The organism is Streptomyces sp. NPDC003393 (assembly GCF_053589015.1).
The window spans coordinates 1-26,104 of the sequence record NZ_JBSFRB010000013.1 but is presented as its reverse complement, the minus strand read 5'-3'; the positions used below and the strand labels follow the sequence as shown (position 1 = coordinate 26,104).

At 69.8% G+C, this 26,104-nt stretch carries 20 protein-coding genes and 1 pseudogene; 12 read left to right on the top strand and 9 right to left on the bottom strand.

Annotated features, from left to right (window positions below; translation table 11 throughout):
* Positions 1-14 precede the first annotated feature (14 nt).
* Complete coding sequence (locus ACWDUZ_RS15440; RefSeq protein WP_451632312.1) at positions 15-2,282, bottom strand: LuxR C-terminal-related transcriptional regulator; 2,268 nt, start codon at positions 2,280-2,282, stop codon at positions 15-17.
* A gap of 549 nt (positions 2,283-2,831) precedes the next feature.
* Between ACWDUZ_RS15440 and ACWDUZ_RS15435 the strand changes: the two genes are divergently transcribed.
* The 7 genes and pseudogenes from ACWDUZ_RS15435 (at position 2,832) to ACWDUZ_RS15405 (ending at position 11,643) form a co-directional block, all read left to right on the top strand.
* Positions 2,832-4,007, top strand: a complete 1,176-nt coding sequence (locus tag ACWDUZ_RS15435; RefSeq protein ID WP_451632311.1) for a hypothetical protein — start codon at positions 2,832-2,834, stop codon at positions 4,005-4,007.
* Positions 3,995-6,298, top strand: coding sequence for a VMAP-C domain-containing protein (locus ACWDUZ_RS15430; RefSeq protein WP_451632310.1), 2,304 nt, complete (start codon positions 3,995-3,997; stop codon positions 6,296-6,298). The genes ACWDUZ_RS15435 and ACWDUZ_RS15430 overlap by 13 nt, the downstream gene beginning before the upstream one ends.
* On the top strand, positions 6,295-7,323 hold the full coding sequence (locus ACWDUZ_RS15425; RefSeq protein ID WP_451632309.1) for an AAA family ATPase: 1,029 nt from the start codon (positions 6,295-6,297) through the stop codon (positions 7,321-7,323). Before ACWDUZ_RS15430 ends, ACWDUZ_RS15425 begins: the two co-directional genes overlap by 4 nt.
* Positions 7,324-7,326: 3 nt before the next feature.
* Positions 7,327-8,763, top strand: a pseudogene (locus ACWDUZ_RS15420) (SAV_2336 N-terminal domain-related protein); the annotation flags it as partial.
* Between the two features lie 240 nt (positions 8,764-9,003).
* Positions 9,004-9,339 carry a fic family toxin-antitoxin system, toxin component gene (locus tag ACWDUZ_RS15415; protein ID WP_451632420.1) on the top strand — a complete coding sequence of 112 codons (336 nt, stop codon included), beginning with the start codon at positions 9,004-9,006 and terminating at the stop codon, positions 9,337-9,339.
* A gap of 223 nt (positions 9,340-9,562) precedes the next feature.
* Positions 9,563-10,351 (top strand): FadR/GntR family transcriptional regulator, encoded by a 789-nt coding sequence (locus tag ACWDUZ_RS15410; RefSeq protein WP_451632308.1) that lies wholly within the window; start codon positions 9,563-9,565, stop codon positions 10,349-10,351.
* Positions 10,352-10,497: 146 nt separating this feature from the next.
* The gene (locus ACWDUZ_RS15405) at positions 10,498-11,643 is read left to right on the top strand and encodes a DUF3103 family protein (protein WP_451632307.1); all 1,146 of its coding nucleotides are present in this window, start codon (positions 10,498-10,500) and stop codon (positions 11,641-11,643) included.
* Between the two features lie 28 nt (positions 11,644-11,671).
* Here ACWDUZ_RS15405 and ACWDUZ_RS15400 read toward each other — a convergent pair whose 3' ends face one another.
* Complete coding sequence (locus ACWDUZ_RS15400; RefSeq protein ID WP_451632306.1) at positions 11,672-13,120, bottom strand: hypothetical protein; 1,449 nt, start codon at positions 13,118-13,120, stop codon at positions 11,672-11,674.
* 65 nt (positions 13,121-13,185) lie between these two features.
* Here ACWDUZ_RS15400 and ACWDUZ_RS15395 point away from each other — a divergent pair, with 65 nt between their 5' ends.
* Positions 13,186-13,923, top strand: a complete 738-nt coding sequence (locus ACWDUZ_RS15395; RefSeq protein WP_451632305.1) for a TetR/AcrR family transcriptional regulator — start codon at positions 13,186-13,188, stop codon at positions 13,921-13,923.
* 113 nt (positions 13,924-14,036) lie between these two features.
* Here ACWDUZ_RS15395 and ACWDUZ_RS15390 read toward each other — a convergent pair whose 3' ends face one another.
* The 5 genes from ACWDUZ_RS15390 to ACWDUZ_RS15370 all read right to left on the bottom strand — a co-directional run bounded on the left by ACWDUZ_RS15390 (position 14,037) and on the right by ACWDUZ_RS15370 (position 19,896).
* A complete protein-coding gene (locus ACWDUZ_RS15390) occupies positions 14,037-14,585 on the bottom strand; it encodes a DUF1062 domain-containing protein (RefSeq protein ID WP_451632304.1) in 549 nt (182 codons plus the stop codon).
* Positions 14,586-14,821: 236 nt separating this feature from the next.
* Positions 14,822-15,439, bottom strand: coding sequence for a sarcosine oxidase subunit gamma (locus ACWDUZ_RS15385; RefSeq protein WP_451632303.1), 618 nt, complete (start codon positions 15,437-15,439; stop codon positions 14,822-14,824).
* On the bottom strand, positions 15,429-18,290 hold the full coding sequence (locus tag ACWDUZ_RS15380; RefSeq protein ID WP_451632302.1) for a 2Fe-2S iron-sulfur cluster-binding protein: 2,862 nt from the start codon (positions 18,288-18,290) through the stop codon (positions 15,429-15,431). The genes ACWDUZ_RS15385 and ACWDUZ_RS15380 overlap by 11 nt, the downstream gene beginning before the upstream one ends.
* Complete coding sequence (locus ACWDUZ_RS15375; RefSeq protein ID WP_451632301.1) at positions 18,287-18,619, bottom strand: sarcosine oxidase subunit delta; 333 nt, start codon at positions 18,617-18,619, stop codon at positions 18,287-18,289. Before ACWDUZ_RS15375 ends, ACWDUZ_RS15380 begins: the two co-directional genes overlap by 4 nt.
* 26 nt (positions 18,620-18,645) lie before the next feature.
* On the bottom strand, positions 18,646-19,896 hold the full coding sequence (locus ACWDUZ_RS15370) for a sarcosine oxidase subunit beta family protein (protein ID WP_451632300.1): 1,251 nt from the start codon (positions 19,894-19,896) through the stop codon (positions 18,646-18,648).
* Between the two features lie 152 nt (positions 19,897-20,048).
* Here ACWDUZ_RS15370 and ACWDUZ_RS15365 point away from each other — a divergent pair, with 152 nt between their 5' ends.
* Positions 20,049-20,381, top strand: coding sequence for a GntR family transcriptional regulator (locus ACWDUZ_RS15365; protein ID WP_451632299.1), 333 nt, complete (start codon positions 20,049-20,051; stop codon positions 20,379-20,381).
* 613 nt (positions 20,382-20,994) lie between these two features.
* Here ACWDUZ_RS15365 and ACWDUZ_RS15360 read toward each other — a convergent pair.
* A complete protein-coding gene (locus tag ACWDUZ_RS15360) occupies positions 20,995-21,912 on the bottom strand; it encodes a LysR substrate-binding domain-containing protein (protein WP_451632298.1) in 918 nt (305 codons plus the stop codon).
* A 149-nt stretch (positions 21,913-22,061) separates the two neighbouring features.
* Here ACWDUZ_RS15360 and ACWDUZ_RS15355 point away from each other — a divergent pair, with 149 nt between their 5' ends.
* Positions 22,062-22,970, top strand: a complete 909-nt coding sequence (locus ACWDUZ_RS15355; protein ID WP_451632297.1) for an SDR family oxidoreductase — start codon at positions 22,062-22,064, stop codon at positions 22,968-22,970.
* A 223-nt stretch (positions 22,971-23,193) separates the two neighbouring features.
* Here ACWDUZ_RS15355 and ACWDUZ_RS15350 read toward each other — a convergent pair whose 3' ends face one another.
* The gene (locus tag ACWDUZ_RS15350) at positions 23,194-23,853 is read right to left on the bottom strand and encodes a TetR/AcrR family transcriptional regulator (RefSeq protein ID WP_451632296.1); all 660 of its coding nucleotides are present in this window, start codon (positions 23,851-23,853) and stop codon (positions 23,194-23,196) included.
* A gap of 118 nt (positions 23,854-23,971) precedes the next feature.
* Between ACWDUZ_RS15350 and ACWDUZ_RS15345 the strand changes: the two genes are divergently transcribed.
* Both ACWDUZ_RS15345 and ACWDUZ_RS15340 read left to right on the top strand, forming a co-directional pair.
* Positions 23,972-24,985: an NADP-dependent oxidoreductase gene (locus ACWDUZ_RS15345; RefSeq protein ID WP_451632295.1), complete on the top strand. Its 1,014-nt coding sequence runs from the start codon at positions 23,972-23,974 to the stop codon at positions 24,983-24,985.
* 291 nt (positions 24,986-25,276) lie between these two features.
* Positions 25,277-25,756, top strand: a complete 480-nt coding sequence (locus tag ACWDUZ_RS15340) for a nuclear transport factor 2 family protein (protein WP_451632294.1) — start codon at positions 25,277-25,279, stop codon at positions 25,754-25,756.
* The last annotated feature ends 348 nt before the right edge of the window (positions 25,757-26,104 follow it).

Below are 26,104 nucleotides of genomic sequence, written 5' to 3'. Positions count from 1 at the left end.
CCCACGCTGCGGCGCTAAATGATCCCTCGTTCACGGGCCCGTGCCACGGCACCGGGACGGCTGTGCGCGTCCAGCTTGCGGAAGACCGCCCTGACCTGGGTCTTCACGGTGTTGTGGGAGAGGTACAGCTCCGCGGCGATCTCGCGCAGGGTCAGCGGACCGCACAACGCCCGCAGAATGCGGCGTTCGGCGGCCGACAGTTCCTGCGGCTCCTGGTCCCCGGACACCTTCGATGCCGTGACCACGGCCTTCGGGGCGTCCGACGGCGCGGACAGCAGCGTGCCGAGCACCCCCGGGGACTCGCACCCCGTGGCGGTGAGCACGGCGCTGCGCATCGCCGCCCGTGCCGCGTCGCGGTCCCCGCGCCGGTCCTCCAGTCGTGATCGAAGCAGGTGGCACAGGGCGCGGGCGTGCGGTTCGCCGCCCGGCCGCGCGGTGCCGGCGAGGGCCCGTTCGGCATGGGTCAGCGATCGGTCCGCCTCGTCCAGGGCGTGGGCGCGGAATGACGCGCCCCCGCTGCCGACATGCGCCAGTGCGGTCACGAAGTGGCCGCTCAGACCTGTTGCCTCCGCCGCTTCGAGGGCCTGTGCGCCGAGGGTCCTGGCGTGTGCCGGCCGTCCGGAGAGTCCGGCGCAGGCGGCCTGGGCCCCCAGTGCCCGCACCAGCACCAGCGCATGACCCGAGGCCCGTGCGCTGCGAGCCGCTTCGCCGAGCCAGCTCTGCGACTGCTCGTAGTCTCCGTGCCACATCAGGGCAAGACCACGGGTGACGCATCCCAGCGCCCGCCAGCTCGTCACAGGACCCGGCCCCCGCAACTGGGTGGCGGCGGACTCGGTCAGCCGGGCGGCCGTGAGGATCTCCCCTCGCGAGCACGACACCGCCGACCGCACGATGGCCGTCGTGTCCATCCCTGCGGAGGCCGCACCGAAGGTGACGGTCCCGGGACGGCGCGCGTCGGCCAGATCGAGCCACCGGCAGGCCGACTCCACGTCTCCCGCGGCGAGCGCGGTCATGGCGCCGACGACGCACAGCCTGGGGTCCGCCGCGATCAGCTCCTTGGGCAGTTGCTCCAGCCAGGGCCCCACGTCCGCGTGGCGCCCGGCGGCCACCGCGCCCTCCCATGCCCGCAGAACCGCCGAGGTCGCGGTCGTGGGATCCGCGCCGAGAACCGCGTGCCGGACCGCGCGCGATGTCTGCCCCTGCTGTTCGAACCAGCGTGCGGCGGCCTGGTGCAGGTGCAGCGGTCCACTCGGCCGTTCGGCGTCCACGGTCTCGGCGAGGACGGAGCGCAGAGCGGGGTGCAGCCGATGGCTCTCCCGTCCGGGCCCGAGGGGCACCAGGAACTGAACCGCCTGGGCGAGTTGCCGCAGCAGGGCGCCGGCCCCGGCCTCGCCGGTCACTGCCCAGCACGGTCCGGGAGCCAGTTCGTCGAGCACGCTGACGTCCGCGAGGAATTCCCGCTGCCGTGGGGTCAGGCGGTCGAGGACCTCGGCCCGGAGATAGTCCGAGATGGCTCCTTCCACCCGGGTGAATGCTTCCGTTCCCCCCGGAACCGCTCCTGGCCGGGCCATCATGTGCGCCGCCAGGCCCAGACCCGCCGCCCACCCCTCGGTGACGGCGTAGAGGTCCGCGAGCCGCCCGGGCGGCACCGGCGAATCGACGCCCGCTCCCCCACCTCCGAGAAGTCGCTCCGCCTCTTCCGGCGTGAAACGCAGATCGTCGGGTCCCAATTCGGCGACGCTGCCCCGGGCGCGCAGGGCCGGTATCGGACCGCCGGCCACCCGCCGGGTCGCGATGACGACTCGGAGTCCCGGGGGAAGCCAGGTGACGAAGTCGGCCACGGTCCGCAGTGTCTCCTCGTCCGTGAGGAGTTCGAGGCCGTCGAGGATCAGGGTCGAGATCCCGTCGGTGACGTCCCACGGAAGGCCGCGCACCGGGGCGCCGGGCCCCGGGTCCGCCGCTGCGGATGCGGTTGCGGCCGCGACTCCGGCAGGGAGGGCGGACGGCCCGGGAACGGTGGGACGCGTCTCGCTGAGAACCCGTGTGACGCCCGCCCAGAGACGTTCCGGCTCATTGTCCCGGGCGTCGAGGTTGAGCCATGCGCACTCGCCCCGGGCCCGAGCGTCCCGCGACCACTCCGCCAGCAGCGACGACTTGCCCGACCCGGCCGGCCCCGAGACGACCACGATCGGTGCGGAGGCGGCATCCAGCCTCCGCAGAAGACGGTGTCGGGTGAGCCACAGGCTGGGCTGCGGCTGCGGACGGAATTTGAATTCAGGCACGAAGGGCTTCATCATTCTGCCCCGCTCCGGGATTGCAGTGGTCCGTCATTTCCGGCGCCGGCCGCTTTCGCCTGCTCATGAATTCTTCTCGGCCCACTTCGGCGGGTCAACGGCCGCACCGAGTGATTCACGGCGGTGCCTGGCCTCCGGACATCTCGCGTCGTGATGGTGACGTGATCGAGCGATGCGTCCGGGGCCGTCGGACCGTTACTCGGGCGACGCCTTCTTCACACCGGCACGGGCATCACCTGTCCATGCGATGTCCCGGTAGCTCCGGCGATCACCAGGAGGCCCGCGGTGCGGGCCGGGGCGTACGCGCTCCGCTGGATCGGGACGCCCGGCGGTCGTACGCGTGGCGGGGCAGTGATCGCGCGGTCGCCGCAGGCGCCGTGCATCGGGTCCGGTCAGCCCGGCATGGTGCGGAATTCGGTAGGACGAGAACGGGTCTGCAGGAGTTGGCTGATTTCGAGAGCGAAGTGGCTACCATCGGATCAGGCGGTGGTGTGGTGCTCTTCTGAGCGTGACCATCACACGTGGGGACGGGGGCCCATGGAGCGTTCGATCGTCTTCGTGCACGGCACAGGGGTGCGTGCCACGTCGTACAACGCGACACTCGACGTGGTGCGGGCCGCACTCGACAAGCCCGACCGCGAGGTGCGTGGCTGCTTCTGGGGGGCCGCGGAGGGCGCGAAGTTCGTCTGCGGCGGCGCTTCGGTTCCCGGTTACAGGGTCTCGGGGGGCGGCAAGACTGAAGCCGATGACGAGGACATCGCTGTATGGGGAGTACTCTACGCAGACTTCGGCTACGAGTTGCGGCTGCTTGGTCTGAAGCCGGCCTCCAGGTCGGGCATGGGACGAGGAACTCCGCCCTCCCGCAGGTTCTTCGATGCGATTCAGGCTTTTCGCCCTTCCACCGATGCCGTGGCGGTTTTCCGCGGATTCGGATTGCTCGATGATCTTGCTGAGGCGTTGCGCGCAGTGCAGGCGTCACCCGAGCTGCGTGACGCTGCGGCCACAGTCGACGAAAGCGGTTACGAGCACAGGCATGCAGTGGCCCGTGCGATCGTGGCCGCTGCTCTGTCGATGGCGGCCGACCGCGGAGCTGATGCGGTGGACGGCGTTGCCCGTGATGCGTTGCTCTCCATGCTCAGTTCCGACCTGCATGCACAGAGCCGGGCACTACCCGGCAAGGTTCGGCAAGCTGCCGTCAAACCCGCCTTGCGGGCCCTGACGCGGCGAGCCGCGAACCAGCGTGGTTCTCTCAGCGACGGCGTGCTGCCGATGACCGGGGACATCCTCCGCTATCAAGCTCGCGGGGACGGGGTACGACAGCTCATCAGGCGCACGATCGAGCACGCACCCGGGGAGTCGGTCACGGTGCTGGCCCACAGTCTGGGGGGTGTGGCGTGTGTGGACCTGCTTGCCATGGAAGACCTCGGCAGACGGGTCGATCAATTGATCACGGTCGGTTCCCAGGCGCCGTTCTTCTACGAGTGCGGTGCTCTGGCCTCCGTTGAACACCCCGAGACCCTGCCAGAGCACTTCCCGCGCCGTTGGCTGAACATCTACGATCCGTGGGATCTGCTGGCCTACCGTGCGGCGAAGGTGTTTCCGCTGCATGCCAGTGACATGGAAGTCAGCAACGGCCAGCCTTTCCCTTTCGCACACAGCGCCTACTGGACCAACAGCACGGTCTGGGACGCCGTCCGCACATGGCTGGGCTGAACCGCGTCGAGGCCACCGACATCCACGCTGTCGTGGTCGGGTTGGAGCGCTACCCGCGGGCCCCGCGCGATTGGAGTCTGCCCGGGGCCGGCAAGGACGCTCTGCGCTTCGCACGGTGGCTGCACCGTGGAGGGGTGCCGCCGCAGAACATCAGGCTTCTTTTGTCACCTATGGAGGAAAGCCGGGCATCCCTCGAGGCGGCTGCCGCCAGAGCAGGGTTCGACTACCGCCTGGTGGCCTCGCTCAATGACGTGAGAAGAGTCTTCATCGAAGATCTCAAGCAGGCGGTCGGCAGTCTGCTGTACGTCTACTGGGGCGGTCATGGCGTTCTCGGAGAGGGCGGCCGACTGCTCTTCCACCCCGATGCCTCCGCCGAGGACAAGCTCTGTCTCAATGTGGAGGAACTGCGGCTCTCCCTCACGCAGATGGCCTCTTCCGGATTTGGACAGCAGGTCCTTTTCTTCGACGCCTGTGCCACGTTCGTGGAGGAGCACGGTGGGGAGAGTGCTCCGGTCGTCGTGCCGTTCCCTCCACCGCGCCGTGAGACGGCTCAGCAGTTCCTGCTGCACGCTTCCCGCGACGGGCAGGCAGCCGAGCAGGACGAATTGACTGAAAGCGGCGCGTTCTCCACGATGCTGCTGCAGTGGCTGGAACAGAACGCGACTGATCTGCGCCCGGACCTGTCTGCACTTCACCACGACGTCAGACTGCACTTCGCGCAGCGGTGTGCGGCCGGAGGACCCGTGCAGACCCCGGTCACCTGCCGCTACCTCACACTCGACGGCACCGAGGACGACACGGAAACCTACGCGGCACCCATCGACCCCACAGCCCGGCTGGAAGTCATGGGAGTCTTGGAATCCATGTTCCCCGAGAGGGGACAGCTCAAGGTGCATGCTGCGCGGGTGGCGCGGGCATGCGGGGCTGCTCGACTCGCTGATGGCTACTCCATCAAAACATTTGCCGAGGTGCTGCTGAGCACCCCCCGCGCAATGGCCACCTTCATCGCCATGCTGTCGGCAGATGGCGAATCCAAGACCGCAGAGCCGTTCCGTGGTCTGGCTCTCGCCCATGTTCCTCCGGGCCTGTTGTCCGTGGGCGAGTACGCAGACCTGCGTGAACTGCTGACGAGGGCCCCCGAGATGTCTCCAGCCACGGTGGCCGCGATCACCCAGCACATCCTGCCCGGCGGCAACGGAGTGCAGATGGACACCGTCGGCACGATGGGCGGAGCACAGCTCCTGGCGTATGTGGAGAACCTCGAAAGACATCCGGGCGGAAACAGCCACACCGATCGGAGAACACGCACCACCCCTGCCGTCATCCGCTTCACCCAGCACCTTGCCGCAGTCTTCGAGCAATATCCCGGATGGTGCCGGCAACTGGATGCGTGGGGCCGGCACGTCGCACAACGGCTCGGAGTGGATGCCGAGACTCTCGACGCACTTCGCGCGAGGGCTCATTCATGGGCCCGATCGCTCAAGGAATCCCGTACCGGCCCGCGCGTCGTGGTGCAGATCTACCCCGAGCCTGCCACACAGATGTTCACCTGCGTCGTATGGTCCGACCCGGGGACCGGGGAACTCGCCCGGCACTCGCACGACGACAACGGAATCCCGCTCGCCCCGGCCCAAGCCGTCCGGCTGATCGAACACGCCATCAGATCGCTGTCGGTCAGCGACGCGCAAGCACCGGTGGTGGAAATCGTGCTGGAGGCCGGGGACATGCTCTCCGTTCCCGTGCACACCTGGAACGGTGCCGACACACATCATGTAGTTCCTCTGCTTCTCGCCGTGCGCCGCCGGATCGCCCTGCGCTGCGCCCCGCTGGCCAGCGCTGCGCGCGAAGACGACCGCCGCGCCAGGCTGGAAAGACGCTGGAACGGCCGTGCGGACGGCAAGGCGGTCTACCTTGATCAGGAACATGCCCAGGGGCAGCGCGCCTACGGCAGGCTGGAAGAGGATCACGACGTCGCCCGTGTGGTCGTGCGCGCCGGCCGCGACGACGGCGCGCGGATGATCCAGCTGGCCCTGCATCTCGGCTACCCCGTCATCCTGTGGGATCACGACGCCTCCGAGGCCGTCTCCGAAACCCACTTTGGGCCGCTCGACCCCGAAGGCACGATTCCTGAGCTGCCCGAGCGTGTCCGCAGGTACTGGGCGAAAGTCTGTGAAGACCCTGTAGGGCACCCGGTACGGCCGGCTCTCCTCCTGGACGACCCCGAACGGCACATGCCTCCTGCCTCGGCAGTGCCCCCTCAGTCCGCAAGCGACGAAGCGAGTATGCGATGACCAGCCAGGCCGAACCCGACTCCGATGGCGGCGACCTTTCCGCCCCGGTCGAGGAAACCCCATGGCAGATCTTCCGCGGCACCGGCGAGCACCGTACCGGCGTTTCCTTTCCCGCGGCGCCACCCTGGCGCCGCTTCGGTGCCGCCCGAACCGCCACCCTTGACGAGGAGAGCGAGACCCCACCGGATCGCCGGACCGGCTACGTGATCGGGCGCCCCGAGACCGAAGTGGTCAACGCCGCTCTGCACCTGCGCCGCCCGCTGCTGGTCACCGGCCATCCCGGCGTCGGCAAGACCTCACTCGCCCAGGCCATCGCGGACGAACTGGATCTGGGCAAGGTCCTTCGCTGGTCGGTGAACAGCCGCTCCACACTCCAGGACGCGCTGTACCGCTACGACGCCATCGGCCGCCTCCAGGAAAGCAATCTTCCCCGTACCGACAGCCAGGTGCCGCCGCCGATCGGCGACTTCGTGAGACTTGGCCCGCTCGGCACTGCGCTGGTGCCGGCCGGCAAACCCCGTGTCCTTCTCATCGACGAACTCGACAAGGGAGACGTAGACCTTCCCAATGATCTCCTCACGGCGTTCGAGGACGGCAGCTTCGAGATCCCCGAATTGTCCCGCCTGCCCGAAACACAGCCGACCGTCGAAGTCTTTACCGCGGACCACGGTGGACGCGCGACCGTGGAGCGGGGCTACATCACGTGCACGCAGTTTCCCGTCGTGGTGATCACCAGCAACGGCGAGCGTGACTTCCCGCCGGCCTTTCGGCGTCGTTGCCTGCCCCTGCACCTGGCCGATCCCAACGACACGCAGCTCATGGAGATCATCCGTCATCATCTCGGCGAGGACGCACTGGCCGCCGCGGGCGATCTGGTGGAGACCTTCATAGCACGGCGCGCGGTCGGGGAACTCGCCACCGACCAACTGCTCAACGCCGTCTTCCTTCGTCTGGGAGGGCTGCGCCTCGACGATCCGGAAGGTTTGCTGAAGACCGTGCTGCACAGGCTCAATGCGGGAGGGTGAGCAATGTTCCGGGAGCTGCAACAGATTCTGAGCAGCGCCGGTGTCCCCTTCGGCGACGAGGAACTCCTGGACACCTTGTGGCTGCTCTCCCGCCTGCCACAGGGCCCGGACACACTGCTGGCCGAGCAGTGGGCCAAGCGGCAACCCGCGGGTTGTTCCACCGAACGCCTTCCTGCCGCCCCCGGTGACCGCATCTCGCCCACCCCGCCGTCCCCAGCGAGCAATCCCGCTGCCGATCCTCCATCCCCCGGCACGGAGACACGTACGGACCGGGCAAGCCCGGTACCCTTGACCGGCGCCCGGCCCACCGGGAACAGTAAGGACCCTGAGCTGCGAGTCCCCGGGCTGAGAGCCCTCGGCGGCGACCTCGCCTTCGGTCGTGCGCTGCGCCCGCTCAAGCGCCGCATTCCCAGCACCTGGGCGACCGAGCTGGCCGAAGAAGCCACCGCTGAAGCCCAGGCCGAGACCCACGTACCTCAAGTCGTCCTACGCCCCCGGCCAGAACGCTGGCTACGGCTGGCGCTCATCATCGACAGCGCGGACTCGATGCTGCTGTGGGAACGCCACTTCGGCGAACTCCGCGCCCTCTTCGAACGCAGCGGCGCCTTCCGACGGATCGAAGTCCATCAGGTGCGCCACGGACATTCGCAGTCTTCGCGGTCCGTCTCTCTCACCCGCCCATGGGCCGGCTGCGACGCTCAGACGCTGTCCCCACAGTGCGTGACAGATCCCTCCGGACGCACCATGGTCATTGTCGTCACCGACGGAACAGCCCCGGCCTGGCAAGACGGCCGGATGCAGACCGTACTGCAGGGCTGGGCCACCGCGGGTCCCACCGCGTTGATCCATGTCCTGCCGCGCTCCTTGTGGGCGGGCACCGGCATCACGGCAGACACCTGGCACATCGCAACGCCACGCGCCGGAGCCCCCAACACCGACTGGCAGGTGACCCATCCGATCCTGCCACCAGCGGTCTCGCGATTCACCACAGTCCCCATCCCCGTGCTCGAACTGACCCCACCCGGACTCGCCTCATGGGCCGGTGCGGTCACCACCCTCGGCCAACCCGTGCCGCTGAGAATCTGGGAACCCCGCAGTGGCACCCCCACCTCTCCGAGCGCCGACTCCACCACCTCGCCGCTCGCCTTCACCCGCACCGCCTCCCCCCAATCCGTACGGCTCGCCGCCTACCTCTCAGCGATGGCGCCCTTGACCGTGCCCGTCATGCAACTGGTCCACTCCTGTCTCCCCGGCCGCCGCCACACCGCCGCCCTGGCCGAAGTCTTCCTCAGCGGCCTGCTGGCCCCCGTTCCCGATGCGGCGCAGCCGTCGGCCGACATCAGGCATCGCCTTTTCGACTTCACCACCGAGGCCAAGGACCTACTGCTGGACACGGTTCCCACGACAGAACTGCTGTCGTGCAGCCGCCGTGTCGGCGAGCACATGGAGTATCTGGTGGGTCGTTCGCCCGACTTTCCCGCCTGGCTGATGGCATCCTCCCGGCAACCCACGCCTGCGGCCCGGCCACAACCCTTCGCGTACGTCGGGCAGTCACTGCTGATCCGCCTCGGACGCGACACCGGCCCCAGTACTCCAAGCCCCGAACCGGCCGTAGCATCCGAACCGGCAGCCGAGCCCAGAACGACGAGCCCGATCCTCATCGACCTCGCCTGGCTTCTCATGATCGCCGAGCAGAAGACACCTGGGGATCCGCAGGTCACCGACTGGGGATCACTGACGGCCGCGGTGAGCCGCATCGAGGCAGAGATCTTCGGCGTACCCGTGTACCCAACCCCTGTCGAGCGTGCGGCAGTCCTCTTGCAGCAGCTTGTCAATGTACCGGCCCTGGAGCGCAACAACGCACTCTTCGCCACAGCGGCAGCCTACTCCTACCTGGTGGCGTGCGGCTTGAAGGTCGCCATCAATCCTGAACAAGTCCGTGATCTGACGCGTCAGGTCAAAGCCGGAGCTGCTCTCTCCGCGATCACGGAGTGTTTGCAGGGCTGGATCGTATAGCTGCCGACACCCGTGCGGGCCGCGCGCCCAGGGCTCCTGGGGTTCGCGGACGTCGAGACGCTGGCGGGAGTCGATGTCGCGGCGCGGTACGACGGCAAGCCGGGCGTCGGCGACGACAAGGTCGCGCATCCGGACCGGACGCCGGAACGACCCTGGAGGTGAGCAACTAACCACCGTTGCAAGGGCGTTGACCGGACAACCACAAGGCTGCTTCACTGAGGCAGTGGCTGAGCCACTGAACCAACCAGTCGTCGCACCGCCGACCGCAGGTCTGGAGGTCCCCGTGGCCGTCGAGAGCATTCCCCGCAGATCCGTCGTCGATCTGCTGGAGGCCCGGCTGCGCGAGGACATCCTCAGCGGCACGCGCGAACCCGGCTCGCTGCTGCCCCCCGAGCGGGAACTGGCCGCCGGGTACGGCGTCACACGCACCACCTTGAAACACGCCCTGACCAGGCTCGAGAAGACGGGGCTGCTGAGCACCCGGCACGGCATCGGCACCCGGATCCTGGACTATCTGCGGCTCGGCGGCGCCGAGTTGCTCCCGCTGCTGGCGGCACAGGACCCCGCGTGGCTGAGGGAGATCTTCGAGGTACGACGGCACATCGGGACGCTCATCGCCGGTCGGGCGGCGGTGTGGCGCACGGCGCGGCAGGCCCGGCGACTGGAAGAACTGCTGCGCCGGGTGGGGGCGGCCCCGGACGCGGACACCGCACAGCTCGCCGATGCGGAGGTGCACCGGGAACTGGCACGGGCCACCGGGAACCGGGTCTATCCGCTGCTCACCAACACGCTGTTCAATGCCTACCTCCCTGTGCGGAAAGCCCTGCGGGCGCCGTTCGAGGACGCGGCGGAGGCGTCGAGGCGGCTCGCGCCGGTGGTGCACGCCGTGGCGGGCCGGCAGAACGAGGAGGCGCGGCGCGCGGCCGAAGCGTACCTGCGCGACACCGAGGAGATCACGCTGGGCTCACTGAAGTGCGCCGGGGCGCGCTCGGCCCACGACGACTCCGCATAGGCGACGACTCCCCGCAGGAGATCACCCAGCCCACCCCGCACACAGGCGCAACCGTTTCCGGTCCCGCCTGCACCCAGGAATGTCATGTCCGTGTCACACATGCGCCCATCGCATGCATGACACGCCGAACCAGCAGAAGGAGCATGATGAGCAGAGCATGCAGACGGCGCCGCATCCTGGTCAGCGGGATGCTGGCGGCCGTCCTCGCGGGCACCGTCCAGCCGGCGGTCGCCACGCCGGCCGCCAGCCCCGCCGACCAGGCCTCGCCCTCTTCGCCCGCACAGGTGCACGGCGTCGAGGAGGCGGTCGCGCGCTCACTGTCCTCCTCGCTCCGCGATCCGCGGTGGCGGGCCCAGGTGCGCTCGGCCACGCTGACCACGCGCGAGGTGGATCTGCAGGCGCTGGCCGGCCGGGCCGCGGATGCGGACGGCGGCCGTCTGCGGGCCTCGGTCTCCGCCGCCGACCGGCGCATCACGGCCCTGAAGGGGCTGCCCGAGTCGACGGGATCGCTGCTGCGGGTGCGGCTGGGCGCGCCGTCGATGCGTGCGCGTCTGAGCGCCGACACCGTGCCCTGGGTCGCCGTCGCGGCGGCCGACGACCACGCCACCGCCCTCACGGCCTACGACAGTGAGGGCAACCGACACACCGTGGACACCGCCCGGGTGCCGGAACAGCCGCTCTACGTCCTGGACATCGACGTCTCCAAGGCTCACCGGGCCGGAATGACGGTGTTGCGCAACACGCTGTCCGCCGGCGGTCTCGACCGGCTGCCGGACGGACAGCCGAGCGGCCTCGACACGGCGGGCTGGTGGGCCACCAAGGTCACCGGCATCGAGGTGAAGGACGACGAGGAGCCCTGGTTCAAGGGCGGAGCGGAGATGTTCTCCCTCGTCACCGGCTTCGGACTGGACGGCAAAGCACGCGTCGACTCGGTCGACATGCCGTACCTGGACGACGACGGCACCGTCTACTACCCGAACCAGATCCTGGTCAACTGGTCGAACTACAAGTACAACCTCGCCGACGTCGTATTGATGGAGGACGACGACGGCACCAACTACAAGGCGCTGGCCCAGGCGCTCACCACGGCCCTGCTCACGGTCACCGATCAGGGAACCTACATACCCCTGGTGAACGCGCTGTTGAACGCGATGCCCGACTCCTGGTTCACCGACGACCCCGACTACGTGGACTCCTGGTACACCCTGTCGAAGAATTCCTCCGGCAGGCTGAACGGGGCCGCGGGCAACGGCTGGATGACGGTCGAACCGTACTTCGTCGAACAATTCTGACCGGCTCCCCGGACTCGCCTGACCTGCTCTACGCGGACGGCTCGGCTGCCGGCTCGGCGGACAGGAACACCGGTGTCACCGAGACCGGCAGCCGGACCAGCGCGCCGTCGCGTTCCACCGGCACCGGTGTGCCGAAGGCATCGAGCGCATGCACGTCGGCATGCGGCCAGGGGCGCTCGACGGGAGTGGCGGGCCGCTCCTCGCCGGTGAACACGTCGCCGGCCCGCCACAGGACCTCCAGGGCCGCGCGCCCCCGCCGCTCCACCTCGAAGACGTGGAGGTCGCGGGGGTGTCCGGCGGCGAGGCGGCGCACCTGGACCGCTTCGCGCAGCTGTGCGGCCAGGAGCGCGAAGGTCTGGGCAGACGGATGACGAACCGTCAGTTCAGGTCCGTCGTAGTCGAGCAGTGCGAGTTTGCCGAAGAGGAAGCCCATCAGGTTGAGCCGGTCGCGGTAGCCCGGGATCTCGGGGGCGAGGTTCCAGCACACCGTGCGGCCGACACCGGCGGCCAGGGCGAGGATGTTGCGGGTGACGATCTGCCGGCAGTTGATACGGTCCCGCCGGGCAGCGAGCTCCGGCGGGCAGTCGTCCAGGAACATCCGCAGAGTGTCCGGGAGGTCGTCCGCGCGGTCGTACAGCGCGCGCATGGTGCGGCGGTCCGGCGGCTCCGCCTCGGCACCCGGGGACGAGGGGGCCGGCGCGGTGAAGGCCGCGGTCATCTCCTGCTGGAACGCCGCCTGCGCGTCGGGGAACTCGAAGAGCGTCGGGCCGTTGTACTCGCCTGCCAGTACGGGTCGCTCATAGCCGTGGCGGCGCATCATCGCGCGAACGTCCTCGACGTAGGCGGGAATGTCGTGCGGGTCGCCGTACAGGTGGACGGAGAACAGGTCGAAGTCGTCGCGGCCGTGCTGCACCACATGGTCGAAGAACGCCCGGGCGGGGCTGTCCGGCGGACTGGAGAGGACGTCGTAGCCGCAGCCGCCGAGAACGACGCGGGCAGCGGGGTCGGCCGCCCGCACGGCCCGGGCGAAGACGGCCAGTTGGGCCACGTACTCGGGTGCGGTGCCATGCCAGAGCAGGCCGGTGTTGCTGGGCTCGTTGTTGCACTGCCAGTACGCGACCCGGCCCCGGCAGCGGGAGACGAGACGATCGACGAAGCGTGCGTACCGCGCGTCGTCGTGCGCCGGGGACGACGGCAGGAACCTGGACGGGGTCCGGGTGGCCCACGGCGAGCTGGAGCAGACGGTGATCCAGGTCTCGGCGGCCGGGTCCAGCTGGTCGAGGATCGCGTCGACCGCCGTCCAGTCGTAGCGGCCGGGCTCCGGCTCGACCTGCCCCCAGTACACGTAGACCCGGACCACCGCGCCGCCCAGCGCCCGGATCTGCGGCACGAAGGCGTCCGGCTCGCCGAACAGTCCATAGCTGATTCCCCGGCCGATGCCGAGCCGGATACCGGCCGGTGCGGCGTCGTGTTCCATCGCACTCTCCTCGCCTCTGCTTGCGTATACGTCATAAACTGTAGCTGATGGCGTAAGCTGAACGGGTGGAAGAAGGAGAGGCACGACAGTCGGCCGGGACGTCCGGCGTACCGCTGATCTGGACCCATGCCGCGCCGAGGCGCCGGCAGAGCCCGCTGGAGCGCGAGGACATCGTGCGGGCGGCCATCGCCGTCGCCGACGAGGGCGGCACCGAGGCGCTGACGATGTCCGCGGTGGCCCAGCGGCTCGGCCCGTACACGCCCATGGCGCTCTATCGCCATGTGCTGAGCAAGGACGGACTCGTCGACCTGATGCTCGACGCGGCCACCGCGGAGATCCCGCTGCCGCACGCACCGGGAGCCGACTGGCGGGCGGACCTGCGCGCTGTCGCGCTGGAGACCTGGGCGATGGCGAAACGGCACATGTGGTACGCGCGGCTCGCCCCGACCCGCCCCCCGCTGGGCCCGCACATGATGCGCCGCACCGAGTGCCAACTCCGTGCCCTCGTGGAACACGGGGCCGAGCTGGACCAGGCCTTCGCCTGCGTGGCGCTGCTCGATCGTCACGTCCTGGGCAGCGCGCAACAGGTGGCCGAGGAGCACGCCATGCGGCGCCGCCTCGGCCTCGACAGCCCCCAGCGGCTCACCGAGGCCGTCACCGCGGCCCGGGGGCTGGCGGAACAAGGAGGCCACGAACTCCTCGCCCGCTGGATGAGGTCACCGTCCGGACCTGACATGGACGAGCAGTTCGAGACCAGCCTGACCTTTCTGCTCGACGGCATCGAAACCCGCTTGAACCTCTGATCCCTGCGCCGCCGGACGTCACGAGCGGCCGTTCGCCACCGCGTTCGATCACCATGCGCCCCGGGGCCCGTCCAGCGGATCCTGCCGGACGGGCCCCGGTGCCCGAGAAGGGCTCAGCGCTTGAGCGTGAAGGTGAAGTCGCCGGAGAGCCTGCCGCTCAGCCGCACCGCCGCAACGAGCCTCCCCTCCGTGACGAGTCTCTCGGCCTCGGCCCGCGAGAGACCGCAGCCCTCGGCGATCAGGCGCACCGGCCGGACCGGGATCCGCGCCGCGAAGCGGACCGAGACGTCGATCACCTCGCGGTCCAGGTGTTCCGCTCCGCCGGTGTCCAGGCGCCAGGCGCCCGCCCAGTCCAGGGCGATGCGGTTGCGGCGCCGCACGGCCGGATCCTGGAGCAACTCGGCTGCCAGCCCGGGGTCGTTGTCATGCATCCGGTCCAGCAGCTCAGGTCGTACGGAGCGCACGTGCACCCGCTCCATGACCGTGAGTTTCGCGGTGTCCCCGCACCCGGTGCAGAGCACGAGGAGCCAGGCATCGAGGAGTTTGTGGTTCGCGTTGACGCGGAATTTTCCGTTCGCCCGGAAGCGCGCGGACGCGCATGCAGGGCAACGGCGGAGAACGGTCGGCAGGCAGGTCGGCATGACCACCCAGCTATTGAGCACAAAGGTACACCGGTTTCAGTGAGAAGTCCGCAGCAGGAAGCAGCGCGGCGCACAGGCGCGACGCGCGACGAGTCAGCTCTCGGGAGGTCTCACAGGGTGTACAACGGCATGTCCTTCATCAGACGACTGGGTTCAGCCGCACGGTAGTTGAGCACAGTGGCGGTGTTCCACCGGTTTTCGGTCCATCGGTTTTCGAGGTCGCGGCCATGCCCCGGCAGGAACGGCACACGGGTCCTTCATGCGGCTCCGGTGCGCTGCTGCCGATCCGTCGAACCCCGGTATTCCGTGCAGGCGTCGACGAGCCAGGCCGCCAGGTAGGACGCGTACGACGAGCGGACCAGCAGCCAGACGCCGGAGGCCGCCTCGCCGCGTACGACCAGGGTGACCGGTCCCTGCGCCAGCAGCGTGTTCAGACACGAGCCGACGGGCGTCACCCGCGGATCAAGGTCGACGGCGCAGCCCTGGGCCAGCACCGTGCGGACCAGGTGCCCGGACAGCGCCAGCGTCGTGCGCTGCGCCGAGACGTCGGTGACGGTGACGAACTCGTCGCCGATCGCCGCGCGCAGCCGGCCGACGAGGTCGCCGGCCGACCCGTCCGGCGCGATCAGCAGCCATTCGTCCGGGCCCATCCACAGTGCCGTGACGTCGTCGGCCGTCTCGGCGCGCACGGGGCCCGGCAACCTGATGTCCAGGGCGGCCTCGACGGTCCGGGCCGCGCTGCTGCCGGGCTCCACCCGCAGGGTGAGCTGGGTCAGGAAGGGCAGTTCGCGCACCCGCACTCCCGTGGGCAGCTGCGCCAGGGTGTCCCGCCACGCGGCGAGCGGGCTGGAGCGGGTGGGCGTCTCAACCGTCACGGCGGGTTCCCTCCTTGTCGAAGAGCACGGGGTCGGTCACGGTCACCGGGATCGTCCGGCCGTCCAGCGGGACGTAGAGGGTGTCGCCGATACGCCGGGTTCCGGCGCGCACCAGGGCCAGGGCGAACGTGCGCCGCAGGGCGTCGCTGCGGTAGCTGGAGGTGACATGGCCCAGCATGGGCACCGGCGGCGCCGGGATGTCGCTGGTGGCGATGATCTGGGCGCCTTCGGGCAGCAGGACCCCTTCGTCGGTGGGCAGCAGTCCCACCAGTTGCTTGCGGTCCTCGCGCTGGTTCTCCCGGCGCGTGAAGGACCTCTTGCCGATGAAGTCCGGCTTCTTCCTGGACACCACCCATGACATGCCCAGGTCCTGGGGGGTGACGGTGCCGTCGGTGTCCTGGCCGATGATCGGGTAGCCCTTCTCGGCGCGCAGCACGTGCATGGCCTCGGTGCCGTAGGGGGTGATGCCGAACGGGTCGCCCGCCTCGAGCAGGGCCTTCCAGACGCCGATGCCGTGCCATGCGGGGACGTTGATCTCGTAGGCGAGTTCGCCGGAGAAGCTGATGCGACACACGCGCGCCGGGACGCCGGCGACGTCCGCGTCGCGCCAGGACATGAACGGGAAGGCGTCGTTGTCGACGTCCAGCCCGGGGGCCGCCAGGGCGAGCACCTCGCGCGAGCGGGGGCCGACCAGGGGGATGGTCACCCAGTGCTCGGTGACGGAGGTGAGGTGCACGCGCAGGTCCGGCCACTCCGTCTGGAGCCACTCCTCCATCCACTCGAGGATCCTGGCGGCGTTGCCGGTGGTCGTGGTGAGCAGGAACTCCTGCTCGGCCACGCGGGTGACGGTGCCGTCGTCGAGGACCATGCCGTCGACACCGCACATCACGCCGTAGCGGATCCGGCCCACCTTCAGGTTGCTCATCACGTTCGTGTAGAGCCGGTCCAGCAGCACGCCGGCGTCCGGGCCCTGCACGTCGATCTTGCCGAGGGTGGAGCCGTCCATGACGGCGACGCCGGTGCGGGCGGCCCGGCACTCGCGCAGCACGGCCTCCTCCATGGACTCGTCCGCCCGGGGGTAGTACCGGGGTCGCTTCCACTGGCCGACGTTTTCGAACAGGGCGCCCCGCTCGACGTGCCAGGGATGCAGCGCGGTCACGCGGACCGGGTCGAACAGCTCCCCGCGGTTGCGGCCCGCCAAGGCGGCGAAGGCCACCGGGACGGCGGGCGGACGCGGGCTCGTGGTGCCGAGGTCGGCGATGTCCACACCGAGTGCCTCGGCGACGATGCCGGACGTCATCACACCGGAGGTGCGCCCCTGGTCGTGGGCGGTGCCGATGGTGGTGTAACGCTTGACGTGTTCGACCGATCTCAGGCCCGCGCCGATCGCCCGCAGTACGTCGGAGACCAGTGCGTCGCGCTGAAGGTCGACGAACTGGTGGGCGCCGTCCCGCCCGTCCCGCGGGCTCGGCACCCGCCACATCACCCGGGTGGGCGCTGCCCGCGGCAGCGGCGCCGTGGCCGGCAGGCCGACCGTCCGGGCCGTCACGCCGAGCGCCGACATGGCCCGCCGGGCGGCGTCCGCGCCGTCGGCGAGACACCCGGACAGGGTGAACGTCCCGGTGGCCGATCCCGCAGCGCGGACGCCGTCCAGGTCCCGGTCAGGGACGAAGGCGCCGATCCCGGCGTCATATCGGAGGGTGCCGCGGGCCTGGCCGAACAGGGCCACGGCCGGGTTCCAGCCGCCGGAGACGAGCAGCAGATCGCAGTCGATGCCCTGCCGGACGCCGGGCCGGCCCTGCCCGAAGGGGGCGACATGGGCCCGGGAGACACGTGCGACGCCGCTGGTTCCGGTGACGGCATGACCCGCGCGCAGTTCGATGCCGCGCTCGGCGCAGGCGGTGCGCCAGTGCGCGGGCACGGCGTCACGGGCGTCGATCACCGCGCCGACGCGCACCCCGGCGTCGGCCAGTTCGAGCGCTGCCGGGTAGGCGCTGTCGTTGGTCGTGAACACGACGGCCTGCTGTCCGGGCAGCACGCCGAAGCGGTTGAGGTAGGTGCGCGCCGCACCGGCCAGCATGATCCCGGGGCGGTCGTTGTCGTCGAAGGCGACCGGACGCTCGTAGGCGCCGGTAGCGTACACGACCTGCTGGGCCCGGATGCGCCAGACGCGCTGGCGCGAGACACGGGCGGGCGCCGCGGCGCCGAGATGGTCGGTGCGCTTCTCCAGGGCCAGGACGAGTCCGTCGTCGTAGTGGCCGAAGGCCGTGGTGCGCCGCAGTACCCGCACGTCGGGGCAGGTGCCGAGGTCCGCGACGACGTCGCCGACCCACTCGGTCGCGGGCCGGCCGTCGAGCAGTTCCCGGCTGCCGAGCAACGAACCCCCGGGCCACGGGAGTTCGTCGACGAGGATCACCCGGGCTCCGGACCGGGCGGCCGTCAGGGTGGCGGCGAGTCCGGCCGGGCCCGCGCCGACGACGAGCAGGTCGCAGTGGGCGTGCATGGTGTCGTAGCGGGCCGGGTCCGGCGCGGCGCGCAGGCGGCCCCGACCGGACAGGCCACGGGCGACGAGGCCGTCGTGGAGCTCCACGGTGGTGGCCGTGAGCATGGGCTCGGGGAAGGGGGCCTCGATCTGCACGAGGGCGTTGGGCTCCTCGACGCCGGCGGCCAGGACACCGCGCGGCCTTCCGTACGTGATGCTGTTCGCCACGTGGTGCACCCCGTTGGCGAGCAGCGCCGAGGCGAGGGTGTCGCCGGGGTGGCCGCTGTAGGTGCGGCCGTCGAAGGTGAAGGAGAGGGTGGTGTCGCGGTCGACGTGACCGTGGCCGCGGGCGCGGAACGCGTTGGTCATCGGCTGGTCTCCTGGCCCTTGCGCCGGCGTGCGGCGGGTGCGGTGCCGGTGGTCCCGGTGAGGGTGCGGCGGGCGCGGCTGCCGTGGACCGCGAGGAACTCGTGGGTGGCGGTGTCGCGCACGGCGTCGAACCAGCGCCGGCAGCCGGCCGCGTGCACCCACCGCTCGGCGAACGGTCCCTCGGGGTTGTCGCGGAAGAACACGTACTGGGCCCACTGCTCGTCGTCGAGCGCTTGGGGGTCCTCGGGGTAGGCGATGTGCGCCTGCCCGCCGTAGTGGAACTCGGTCTCCTCGCGCTCACCGCACCAGGGGCAGGCTATGAGCTGCATGTCGGTCTCCTTGGCCGGGACGGCGGTCAGTGGGCGACGGCGGCCGCGCCGTGCTCGTCGACCAGGGCGCCGGTGGTGAACCGGTCGAGGGTGAAGGGGGCGTTGTAGGAGTGCGGTTCGCCGGTGGCGATGGTGTGCGCGTAGGTCCAGCCGACGCCTGGGGTGGCCTTGAAACCGCCGGTGCCCCAGCCGCAGTTGAGGTACAGGTTCTCGACGGGGGTCAGGCCGACGACGGGTGAGGCGTCCGGGGTGACGTCGACGATGCCCGCCCAGGTGCGCAGCATGTGGGCGCGGGCGAACACGGGGAAGAGCTCCAGTGCCGCGGCCATCTGGCTTTCCAGGATGTGGAAGGAGCCGCGCTGTCCGTAGCCGTTGTAGCTGTCGATGCCGGCGCCCATGACGAGTTCGCCCTTGTGCGCCTGGGAGACGTAGACATGGACGGCGTTCGACATGACGACGGTGGGGTGCACCGGTTCGAGGAGTTCGGAGACCAGCGCCTGGAGGGGGTGGCTCTGCACCGGCAGCCGCAGTCCGACCATGGCGGCCAGCACCGAGGAGTGGCCCGCTGCCGCGAGGGCGACCTTTCCGGCGGAGATACGGCCTCGGGTGGTCCGCACGCCGGTCACCCGGCCGTGGTCGACGTCGATGCCGGTGACCTCGCAGTCCTGGATCAGGTCGATGCCGTACTCGTCGGCGCGGCGCGCGAAGCCCCAGGCGACGTAGTCGTGCTTGGCGATGCCGGCCCGCGGCTGGTAGGTCGCGCCGAGGACGGGGTGGCGCACGTCCGGTGAGACGTTCACGATGGGGCAGACCTTGGCGACCTCCGCCGGTTCCAGCCACTCGGCGTCGATGCCGTTGAGCTGGTTGGCGTGGACGCGGCGCTTGCTGTCGCGGACGTCCTGGAGGCTGTGGGCGAGGTTCAGTACGCCGCGCCGGCTGAACAGGATCGGGTGGTCGAGGTCCTCCTCGAGGGTCTCCCACAGCTTCAGCGAGTGCTCGTAGATGCCGGAGCTCTCGTCCCAGAGGTAGTTGGAGCGGATGATGGTGGTGTTGCGGGCCATGTTGCCGCCCGCCAGCCAGCCCTTCTCCAGGACCGCTACATCGGTGACGCCGTGGTTCTTGGCGAGGTAGTAGGCGGTGGCCAGGCCGTGCCCGCCGGCGCCGACGACGACCACGTCGTACGACGGCCTGGGGTCGGGGTTGCGCCACAGGAAGACCGGGAGCTCGGGAGGGACGTCACCGGGCGCGGCGGGAACGTCGGCGTACCGGCGCGTCACCGAGGACCTTCTTGTGCCGAGAGGTGCGGGCCGGGGGTGTGGACAGTCATGGGAACTCCCTCGAACGAGGCCGGACGGCCACTGGTCGTCGACTGATGGGAGACTGAAAGGAGACTGATATATCAACTGCCGCGTCGCGATACGCTAGGAGGATGGATCGGGCCGCGTCAAGGGAGGATGTGAGCGTGACGTCGACGACCTCCGCCGCCGGGCGACCCGGAACGCTGGCCGACCAGGCCTATCGCGCCATCGCGGACCGCCTCGTGACCCTCCGGATCCGTCCCGGGCAACCCGTCGACGACGACCGGATCGCCGCCGAACTCGGCTTCGGGCGCACCCCCGTCCGCGAGGCGCTCAAGCGGCTGGAACACGAACGCCGTCTCGTCGGGACGCAGGGCGAGGTGAACGTCGCCGCGTTCGGTGTGCAGGACTGCGGCCAGGGATCGGTAGGTCCTCAAGGAGGAGAAGGGCCGACGGGCAGGTGACTGGCGGACCCGTACCGGCACGTCGCGCAGCGGGTCGCTCAGGGGGTCGAACGCGTTCCAGTCGCTGCGGTCGCCACATCCGACTGTACCCGGTGCGCCGGTGTGCAGGCCGGTCGCGCTCCATCCCGACGGGTCCGCAGGGATCTTGGCCGCCGGGGAGGCCGAGCGCGATGCGAGCCACACCGGATGGCCCTCCGCCGAGTCGAGGCGGTGTGCCTGCCACAACTCCCGCACCTCGGCCGAGGCGTGGGTCAGCAGCGTGCCGAGGTCGGTCGCTGCTTGGGCGTCCAGCACCGTACGCATGGTCGTCGTGTCGTGGTACTTGTCGAAGAGCGCGCCGTTGTTATGCTCCAGGGTGAAGCACTGAATCGCCCAACTCCTCGCGCCGCAGCCCCGGCACACGCCGCCGCTCCCGTAGGTGGGCACCCCGACATCCTCGGGCGAAGCTGGGAGCGCCGCGTCTGCAGGAAGTCCCCGAGCGGCGATTTTCCGTTCATGGACCCGAGTATGCGCCGACCCGTGACCGGTCGCCTGACCCAGCTGTGGATAGGCAGTCGCGGACGCGGGGCGGCCTGATCGGGCGGTCGGGCAGCGGCAGAAGCCCGATCAGTGATCAGCTTCGGGGAGTGCCCTTTTCCTCGCGACCGGTGAGATGTGATCCGGCTGTTTCCAGGAAGGCCGTGACCAGACGGTTGCGTTCGCGGGTACGGGTCGCGATCACGACGCTGCACGGCTCGATCCCCCGGACGGGAACGGCCGCCAGATCGGGCCTGGGCGTGCTGTTCCCCTCGCCGGCCGGTGCCAGGGCGAGGGCCTGGCCGCCGGCCACGGCTTCGAGTTTGTCGGCGTGCGCCCCGACCAGCGGGCCATCGGGCGCCGGGCGTCCGTCCGGGCGGGGGTCGAGGCGCCAGAAGGCGTCGTAGACGGGGTCCGGGTAGCGGATGAGGGGTTCGTCGGCGAAGTCGTCGAGGGTGACCGACTCCTTGCCCGCGAGGCGGTGCGTCGCCGGTACCAGGAGCACCCGGCCCTCCTGGTACAGGCGCGTCACCCGCAGCCGGTCGGCCGGGAACGGCTCCCGGGCGACGACCGCGTCCACACGGTGGTCGAGCAGTGCCATGTGGACATCGCTCCAGTCCAGGTGCAGGGTGCCGACCTCGGCGCGGGGATGGCTTGTGCGCAACTCGCGCACTGCGGCGGTGATGATGAGTCCACCGACGTACCCGAGGGTGACGGCGCCGGGTTCCGCGGCCGCACGGGTCGTCGCCGCGGCCAGTTCCGCAGAGCGCAGGAGCGCTTCCGCCTGGGGCAGGAATGCCTGTCCGGCTCCGGTGAGGTGGCAGCCCCTGGTGGTGCGGTCGAGCAGGCGGACGCCGAGCCGCTTTTCGAGGCTCTGGACCTGCCGGCTCAACGAGGGTTGCGCAAGACGCAACTCGGCCGCCGCACGGCGGAAGTTGCCGTGTTTGGCCACGACCGTGAAATACCGCACCAGGCGAAGGTCGAAGTCGACTGGGGCCACGTGAACGACGGACACTCCCGCATCGTAGCCCGTGATACCTGATCCGTATCAGGCGGTGCGGAACAGATCTTGGACGCCGCGCTCCTCCGGTGCCTACCGTCGACGTATCAGCCCGCCCCGGTGGAGTGCCGGGTCGACCCGATAGCTGACGGAGGATTTTCATTGTGCGGATTTTCGTCGCAGGAGCAACGGGATACGTCGGATCGGCCATCGTCGGCGAGCTGCTCCGAGCGGGCCACGAGGTCGTGGGTCTCGCCCGCTCCGATGCCTCCGCCACGGCTCTGGCGAGGGCCGGCGTCGCCGTGCACCGAGGCGACCTCGGGGACCTGGGCAGCTTGCGGGCTGGTGCGGCGGGGGCGGACGGCGTGGTTTTCGCCGCGAACCAGCACATCTCCGAGACCACCGACGCGGCTGCCCGCGCGCGGGTCGAACTGAACGCCGTGGACACGATCGGTTCGGTGCTGGAGCAGACCGGCAAGCCCTTCGTGGTCACCTCAGGAGTCATCGGCCGCACGCCGGGACGGCTGCTGACCGAGGAGACCCCCGTCGTTCCCGACGCCGCCGCTCTCCGGCTCCCGGTCGAGACGTCCGTCCTGGCCATGGGCGGGCGCGGGGTGCGTGCGTCGTCGGTGCGGCTGGCGCCGACCGTGCACGGCCGAGAGGACGCGCGTGGCTTCGTCCCGATGCTGATCGCTATCGCCCGCTCATCGGGTGTGTCCGCCTTCGTCGGCGAGGGATCGAACCGCTGGCCCTCGGTGCACCGGCTTGATGCGGCGGCCCTGTTCCTGCTGGCCGTGCAGTCTGCCTCGCCCGGTACGCCGGTGCACGCGGTCGCGGAGGAGGGGATACCGTTCCGGGACATCGCCGAGGCCATCGGCCGCCGGCTGAGGCTTCCGGCGGTGAGTCTGACGGCCGAGGAGGCAGGCCGGCACTTCGGTCTGCTCGCCCCGCTGGTGTCGCTCGACAACCCGACGTCGAGCGCACTGACCCGGGAGCGCTTCGGCTGGGTGCCCGCGCACCCCGGGCTGCTCGCCGACATCGAGGAAGGCCACTACTTCGACGACGCGGCGTAAGGGCCCAGGGGCCGTCCCTGCCGATGGTGGCCACGCGGAGGACGATGTCGGCGCCTACGTACCCGAGTTGACCGGCGAGCGGGACGAACACGGCTGACGGCTCGTGGTCCGCCGCGCTCCTCTGCCTCCGGTACGGCACACGCGGGGTGGGCATGGGAAGCGTCCGCCGCGTCCGGGGACACGCTTCGTGACGCGACGCGTGGCTGATGGACCCGGCTCCGGTTCACGGGCCGTCGGCAGTGGTGGCCGCGGTGGCGGCGCGCTGTGGGGGCCGGACCCGGTGGCCATGTTCGCTACGGCTCTGAGGGCGGCGCTCCCCCTCGGCATGGCTGCTGCCTGCGCTCGTCAGAATCGCGCTCGCGACAACCTCGAAGAGGTGATCGGCGCGTGGCGCGAGCGAAGGCTGATCGCCGAGCCAGGCGAGCATGGAGATCAGCGCGAACACATCGGCGCCATCGATATCGGTTCGCGCCACGCCCGCGGCCTGGGCATGGGTGAGGAGCCGCGCACCGGCTGCACGCAGGGTGACGCACGAGGCGTGGAGTGCGGATTCGGTGTCGTCGATGGCGGCTGCCATCAGCACGGTCACGCCCCGGTACTCGGTCGTCCACGCGACGCAGTCGCGCAGCCACGCAACGAGAGCGTCCTCGGGCGAGCTCGACGTCTCGAGTTCGGCTGCCTTTGCCGTCATATCGTCGAAGCTCGTGCGGAGCAGGGCATCGAGCAGCGCCTCGCGCGTCGGAAAGTGACGGAGCAGCGTGGCGAGCCCTACACCGGCCCTGCGTGCGATGTCGCGCAGCGATACGTCGACGCCCTGCTCGGTGATGGCGGCGCCCGCGACTACGAGCAGGTGGTCGCGGTTCTTCCTGGCGTCGGCCCGCATCTGTCCCTGTCCCTTCTTGACTATCCGGATCAGTGGTTCATATATTCGGGTCAGTGGTTCGGATACCTGGACCGCTGATCCGAATAAGTCTATCCCCGGGCAGGGGCAGGAGAAAACAATGCCGACACACACGATGAGGGCGATCCGGCTGCACGAGTTCGGCGGTCCCGAAGTGCTTCGTCATGAGGAGGTGCAGGTTCCCGAACCGGGGCCGGGCGAGGTGCTCGTCCGCGTGCACGCGATCGGCCTCAACCCCCCGGACTGGTACGCACGTGAGGGAATGCCCAACGTGCCCGCCGAGCTCAAGCCCCCCATGCCTCTCCCCCTGATTCCCGGGACCGACGTCTCAGGCGTCGTGGAAGCCGTCGCCGCCGACGTCAACGGCTTCACGGTCAAAGACGAAGTGGTCGGCCTGCTGCGCTTCCCCACCGTTCTCCAGAGCGGCGCGTACGCCGAGTACGTCACCGCGCCGGCGTCCGACCTCACCCGCAAACTGGCCGGCATCGACCACGTCCACGCTGCCGCCCTGGCCATGTCGGGGCTGACAGCGTGGCAGTTCCTGATCGAGCTCGGGCACAGCCACCCCTCACCGTTCCAAGAGGCCCAGCACCGCCCGGCGGCACTCAGCAGCGAGAGCACGGTCCTCATCAACGGCGCTGCCGGCGGCGTGGGACACCTCGCTCTCCAGCTGGCCAAGTGGAAGGGAGCCCGTGTCATCGCCGTGGCCTCCGGCGCCCACGAGACGTTCCTGCGCGAGCTGGGCGCCGACGAGTTCATCGACTACACCAAGGAGCGGCCCGAGGAAGCCGTCCGCGACATCGATCTTGTCCTGGACACCGTCGGGGGTCCCGACAGCAGGCGTTTCCTGCGCACCCTCAAGCGCGGCGGGTCCCTCTACCCCGTGTACTTCGGTCAGTTCGACGACGAGGAGAACGCGAAGCTGGGTGTCACGGTCACGGCCGCCCAGGTCCGCTCGAGCGGCGCGCAGCTCGCCGAACTGCAGAGCCTGCTCGACGCGGGGAAGATCCGCGTCGCGATCGACAGCACCTTCGCGCTCGCGGACGCCCGAGCCGCGCACGAGCGCGCCGCCCAGGGACATATCCAGGGCAAGATCGTGCTCACGGTCGATTAGGAACGAGCCGTTCCCGCGCAACGCGTGCGGCGCCCGACCCCAGGACACCGGTAACCATCGGGACACCACCGCCAAGACCTGGTGACGCGTCCGGAAACCAGTGATCACGATGCCGGCCGCGGCGAACCGAGCCGGCCGGACGGGCCGGCTCGTCCCCGGCAGGACATCGCCAAAACGATCACATTTCTGATACCCGACAGCGCCGCATACAGCGCCGGCCGGCGCCTGCCTCACGTCACACGCTCCGCCCCTGTCCTTCACCCGACATCCACAGCACAAGCGAGGCCTGACATGACAACAACTGCGGCTTTCGGCTGGGGAAGCAGCCACCTCAACACAACACCTGTGGGAGAGGTTGACCTCGGCCCCGCAGAGCAGCTCGCCCTCCAGCAGACGCTGACGCGCTACACCTTCGCCCTGGATCACGGAGATCTGGTGGAGTTGGAGGACGTCTTGACTCAGGACGCCACCATGACGCTGTCGATCGCCGGTGAGGTCGAGCAGGCATTCGTCGGACGCACGGCGATTGTCGACCTGGTGCGAGAGGCAACAAAAGAACAAACCGATCAGCGAAGGCACAACCTGGTCAACATCGTCTTGCGCCGTGCGGACGCCGGCACGGCAGTGGTGTGGGCCTACCTGATGCTGACGTCGAACGCAGGCGGGAACGCGAGCGTGGTCACGACCGGCTTCTACACGTTCACGCTGCAGCACACCGCACACCAGTGGCGTATCGCGAAGCTGTTCGTCGGTCTGGACAACGCCACGTGAAGCCCTCATGAGGACTGTCAAAAAACAGGTCCGCCCGTAGTTCTGTGATGACCGGCGGCACCGGCCGGGCGGTCCCGGAGGGCGGATGTGTCTGGCCGCTGCCCCCCGAGACCGTGCCCGGCGAGCGGGCCGCCGGCAAAAACCCGCACGACACGGTCATGAGCTACGACTGGCTGTCCGGGAGATCCGGGCAGCTGACCCATGCGCCGCGCTCGAAGCCTTCGAAAGGCCTCTGCGACAGGCCCGCCACAGGCAGAGGGTCAGATGGGTTTTTGCGAGAGGAGCCCAGACGATGCCTGCACCGAGGAAGTACCCGCTGGAGTTGCGTGAGCGTGCGGTCCGGATGTA